Genomic DNA, 5,072 nt, shown 5'->3' with positions numbered 1-5,072 from the left:
GGTCAACGGTCAACGGTCAACGGTCAACGGTCAACGGTCAACGGTCAACGGTCAACGGTCAATCGCCGTTCATCCAATTTCCCCCATCTCCCCAACAGGTTTTTTCCACGCCTGACGTCTAAGACTCGTGTTTTCTATATCTTTCACACTCATCCAAAAACAATTCTAACATGAGAAGACTAACTGCGGTGCTCTCCATGATGGTCGCCGGGCAGATGTTGTATGCTCAGGAAAAGATCAACCTGGAAGTAATCAACAAGATCAAAGCAGAGGGAACAACCAACTCACAGGTGATGGACATTGCATTTCACCTGACCGATGCAAACGGACCACGCCTTGCCGGCTCTCCCGGTTACACAAAAGCGGCTAATTGGGCGAAAGAATCGCTTGGCAAATGGGGCCTCGTTAATAATGCACTCGAACCATGGGGTGAATTCGGTAAAGGATGGGAGCTCAAGAAAAGCTATGTAGCAATGACCGCCCCTTATTACAAGCCGCTGATCGCTTATCCGAAAACATGGACCAAAAGCACTGCCGGCTTGAAAAACGCTGAAGTATTACTGATCGAAGCAACGGATTCCGTTGGATTGACGCGTTATGCAGGTAAATTGAAAGGGAAAGTATTGCTTATTTATAAAGGTGATACCCTTCGCCAGACATTTAAAGCAGACGCTGTTCGTTATACGGATGAAGAGCTCAACAAAATGGCCGCTGCCCAGCCTCAGGCTCAGCAGCAACGCCGCCCTCAGGTTGACCCCAATGATACCGCAGCAGTACGCCGTATGCGTGAGCAAATGGCCCGCCAGGGTGGAGGTGCCGCTCAGGTGCTGAATATCCTGAAAACAATGGCTGAAAAAGAAGGCGCTATCGCTTTGCTCAGCAGCAGCCCGCGCGGTCATGACGGAACATTATTCGTACAGGGCGGTGGCAGCTACGCTGTTGGCGCTCCTGATAATTTCCTGGACATTATGCTGACTCATGAAGACTACCTCAGCATGTGCCGTCTGATCAAAAAAGGCGTTCCGGTTAAACTGGACGTAGATGTAAAATCTGAGTTCAATCAAAAAGATACAAAAGGATATAACGTAGTTGCAGAGATCAAAGGAACTGATCCTTCCCTGAAGGATGAGATCGTGATGCTCGGTGGTCACCTCGATAGCTGGCAGTCTGCAACCGGCGCAACAGATAACGCAGCCGGTAGCGCTGTAATGCTTGAAGCTGTTCGCATCCTCAAAGCATTGAACATTCAGCCACGCCGTACGATCCGTATCGCACTCTGGGGTGGGGAAGAAGAAGGCCTGCTGGGTTCAAGAGGATATGTAAAAAATCACTTTGCAGATCCTGCAACAATGGAACTGAAACCTGAACACGCTAAATTCTCTTCTTATTTCAATATTGATAACGGTACCGGTAAAGTAAGAGGGATCTATCTCCAGGGCAATGATAAAGTAAAAGACATCTTTACTCAGTGGCTCACTCCATTCCATGATATGGGTGCTAAATGGGTGACCATTTCCAACACTGGCGGCACTGACCACCAGTCATTCGACGCAGTTGGTCTGCCAGGCTTCCAGTTCATTCAGGATCCGATCGAGTATAATACAAGAACTCACCACACGAATATGGATTCTTATGACCACCTGATCCCTGAAGATCTTCAGCAGATCTCTGTTATCGTAGCTTCTTTCGTTTACAATGCTGCGATGAGAGACGAAAAACTTCCACGTAAAGAATTGCCTCAACCAAGAGGTGCGGGTGGAAGAGGATTCTAAGAGCAAGGATCGATTCTGTCAGATGTGGCTTTAGCAAAACCTGATCACTTATAAAACGGCAAAGCCCTTCTTTTTTTTAGAAGGGCTTTGCCGTTTTATAAAATGTCTTTTTTGATCGGACAACCAGCCATTACTATTTCGCTGTCCCAAGCGGGAAAAGAATTCCCACGTTCAAGCCAATATTCCTGTTCTTCGCATCGGCAGTATTTACCACATCAGTAAGTCCATGGTAATAGGCCACATCAGCATTAAGCCAGGTCGATTTTGCAACGCGTACGTTCAGGCCGACAGCGCCCGTCAAACCAAAGTCAAATGATTCGGAAATGTCTTTTGTCTTAACAGTGTTCGCGACATTCCCGTTGACATACTGCTTGTATTCGCCACCTACAAGAAAACCTAAGGAAGGACCTACGGAGATCTTTGGACGTACTTTGTTACCATACTCTCCAAAGAAATAGATACCCTGTAAAGGAACCCGGATATAATTAGCCCGGTATACAGACTTATTACCATTAACCGCTTCCACAGTTTCCCCTTCACTGGAAAATTTTACATCAGCGCTAATGCCCCAATGGCTCACAAAACTGTAGACTAATTTACCTCCTATATTATACGAGGAGTGAAATTTTCCATCCTGACTTCCATTGTCAGAACTTGTCCATGCATGCCCGAATCCGGCAGTCGGGCCAAGAGATAGATTTTGCGCGTGTACAGCCGTTGCGCCTGAGGCAAATGCCAGTACAATCATGATTCTTTTCATAATACGTAATTTAATACGTGGGAAGCGATAGAAAAACCATGCCAGAGGAGCGACCGCACACCTCAGATATCTCTTTTAACACTCAACGCCTTACTGGCACAAAAGAAAAAAATCATTGAAGATGAGAATACATATCCATCGTTAATGGTCAGATATGATAAAGAGGATTTCTTAAGTAGTAAGTGTCTGCAGTGTTCTTCGCAAACTACTTCGGCTTCTGATAAATAAACCTCACCATCGCATTCTTCTTATCATCCGATGACATGAACAACTGGTAACGCTTATCATTTGCGTCAACGATCATCAATGCCGTATTGGGAGGGATCGTACCGAGGTTTTCTCCAAACATGACCAACTCCTGCATCTGCTCATCAAGCGTAATGCGTACATAGGCAGTAACGGGTTTGGTCGACAGTAATTTTCTGGAAACGATAGGGAAGTTATTCGCGTATACAGAGATCGTGTCGCCATCGATCTGGCCGTTATCGTAGAAATCCAGACGGATCGTGCCTGTATCAACAAAGATCTCTTTTACCAGGTCCATTTTTTTTGATGCAACGTTAGCCGGCAATTCCGGACGGAATGCAGGTTTGTTGATCCGCGTCATGATGATCGTACCGGGAGGGCAGGTTGTTTTTCCATCCATTGTTTTCCCGGACCAGTTGCCGCGCAATTGTTCCTCTTTACCATCGGTATGAAACGTGAGCTGGTATTTTTTGATGCACGGGACACAGTCCGCCGGAATGCGGAACACAGACACGCGTTGTTCCTCGATCGTCAATACTTTGTTTGCAGTGTCATAAACACCTTCAAAGATTTCTTTCACATAATTCGATGTGTCCGAGTAGTGGTATGAATTACCGGAGATCTTGTCACTGTTGATCTGTAACTGGAATTCGATATTGTACACAGGAAAACAACCGCCGGGTTCCATGATCAGGCGTCCTTTCCAGAAACCATTCATGTCCTGGGCATCGCTACAGATAGATAAAGTAAGAAAGAGGAGAAGTCCTGTTAATCTTCGCATGTGAATTGAAAATAGCGGAAAAACTGTAAGCTATTTTAAAAAATTACAGAAACGGTCAAAACGCTACGGTTTTTCATACCGGAAGCGAACCAATGCATTTTTTTGTTCGGTTGATGTGATCCGTACTTCGAAGCGTTGCCTGCCGGCCTCAACGATCATCAGTGAGGTATTGGGAGGTATACGTCCAAGATTCTCCGCCACCATCACCAATTCATGTTCAGGGTTCTCTTCATCCATTTTCAGGCTCAGCGTCAACGGAGCTGCCGTCAGCATTTTTTTCGACAGCACAAGACGTTTATCCAGGTACACGGAAATTGTATCACCATCGATCTCTCCATTATCAAAGATCTTGACGGTTACATTCGGATCGTTCACGACAAGCGCCTTCATCAGTTCATTTTGCCGGGTCTTCAGCACTTCTGGCACAGGCACACTGGAAACCGGAGGTTTGATCACGGCAATAGTAGGTTTTTCCGGTTCCCGGGGAGGAACCGTTGTCACTTTCGCGACTGCGCTATCCTTTGGCTGCTTGCTCACCGGTTTCTGAACAACGGGCGGCTTTTGTGGTTTGACAGCAGGCTGTTTTGCAGTCGTATTTGACTTTGTTGTATTTGAAGTAGTTGTCTTTGTTGTATTCGGCGTTGTTACTTTTGGGGTCGTTGTTTTCGGGGCAGGGGAGGACGTGTTCTTTTTATTCGTTGTCAGGCTATTCGGTGTAGCGTTCGTCTTATTGTTATTGGTGGTAGTGTTGTCCGCGGGTATGTTTTCCTGTGGTTTTGTGATCAGCGGTTTTGGGGTAACCGCGATCTTGGTGTCCCGTAAAAAAGGTTCAAGATAAAATTCTGTGGTCGGTACTTTACGCAGGAATACACGGCCACCGCCACATTCACCCCATGGATAAGGATTTTCACGGCCCTTTACTTCTGGTTTACCGAGATAAGTGCCTTCCAGGAATTCCTCTCTGCCGGAACGGCTGTAGACCAGGTCATAATTCATAATGCAGGTGCCCCCAAGCGGGTTCTGCACTTCAACCGTTTGTATTTCGTGGATCCTGAAATTTTTGGAGTCGGAGACATAGCTGCCTGTCATCGTAGCCTTGCCATAGAATCGTTTATCATCCTGCCAGGAGTAAGACACCCCTTTGATAGAGACTTTACCGCTCGGGCTTTGGCCAACCTGGAACTCCAGTCTGTAGCGGTCTCCGCCACTTCCAATGAAATAGCCACGCCAGATTCCCGTCACTTCCTGTGAAAACGAACTGAACTGAAAAGCCCAAAGAAAAACAAGCGTAAAAAGTCCTTTCACAATCCTTTTCATAAAGGATCGAAATTAACGAATCTGTTCGTAATATGGCCGTGCGGTGTGGGGCAATAGTTTGTTAAACTTGCAGTGGGCCTTTTTTCGACGGGAGGTCGAAGACTCCGTTTACTTTTTGCCGGAGGGGCAAGGCCTTTTTTTTCGAGGGGTTGCCGCGAAGTGACCTTCTACTTTTTTTGCCGGCGGGCAAGGGCGC

At 46.6% G+C, this 5,072-nt stretch carries 4 protein-coding genes; 1 reads left to right on the top strand and 3 read right to left on the bottom strand.

Annotated features, from left to right (window positions below):
* Positions 1-170 precede the first annotated feature (170 nt).
* On the top strand, positions 171-1,772 hold the full coding sequence (locus LZZ85_RS28205; protein ID WP_237877487.1) for a M28 family metallopeptidase: 1,602 nt from the start codon (positions 171-173) through the stop codon (positions 1,770-1,772).
* Positions 1,773-1,905: 133 nt separating this feature from the next.
* On the opposite strand, the gene LZZ85_RS28200 is transcribed toward LZZ85_RS28205, so the two are convergent.
* The 3 genes from LZZ85_RS28200 to LZZ85_RS28190 form a co-directional block, all read right to left on the bottom strand.
* The gene (locus tag LZZ85_RS28200; protein ID WP_237877485.1) at positions 1,906-2,532 is read right to left on the bottom strand and encodes a porin family protein; all 627 of its coding nucleotides are present in this window, start codon (positions 2,530-2,532) and stop codon (positions 1,906-1,908) included.
* 205 nt (positions 2,533-2,737) lie between these two features.
* Positions 2,738-3,559 carry a hypothetical protein gene (locus LZZ85_RS28195; protein ID WP_237877483.1) on the bottom strand — a complete coding sequence of 274 codons (822 nt, stop codon included), beginning with the start codon at positions 3,557-3,559 and terminating at the stop codon, positions 2,738-2,740.
* A 63-nt stretch (positions 3,560-3,622) separates the two neighbouring features.
* Positions 3,623-4,876: a hypothetical protein gene (locus tag LZZ85_RS28190; protein WP_237877481.1), complete on the bottom strand. Its 1,254-nt coding sequence runs from the start codon at positions 4,874-4,876 to the stop codon at positions 3,623-3,625.
* Positions 4,877-5,072 lie beyond the last annotated feature (196 nt).

Origin of the sequence: Terrimonas ginsenosidimutans, assembly GCF_022012415.1 — a bacterium.
GTDB classification, from domain to species: domain Bacteria; phylum Bacteroidota; class Bacteroidia; order Chitinophagales; family Chitinophagaceae; genus Terrimonas_A; species Terrimonas_A ginsenosidimutans.
This window is presented reverse-complemented; position numbering and strand designations above follow the sequence as displayed.

Coding starts and splice junctions, on each gene's coding strand:
- LZZ85_RS28205 (WP_237877487.1), top strand. CDS start 171: ATGAGAAGACTAACTGCGGTGCTCTCCATGATGGTCGCCGGGCAGATG.
- LZZ85_RS28200 (WP_237877485.1), bottom strand. CDS start 2,532: ATGAAAAGAATCATGATTGTACTGGCATTTGCCTCAGGCGCAACGGCT.
- LZZ85_RS28195 (WP_237877483.1), bottom strand. CDS start 3,559: ATGCGAAGATTAACAGGACTTCTCCTCTTTCTTACTTTATCTATCTGT.
- LZZ85_RS28190 (WP_237877481.1), bottom strand. CDS start 4,876: ATGAAAAGGATTGTGAAAGGACTTTTTACGCTTGTTTTTCTTTGGGCT.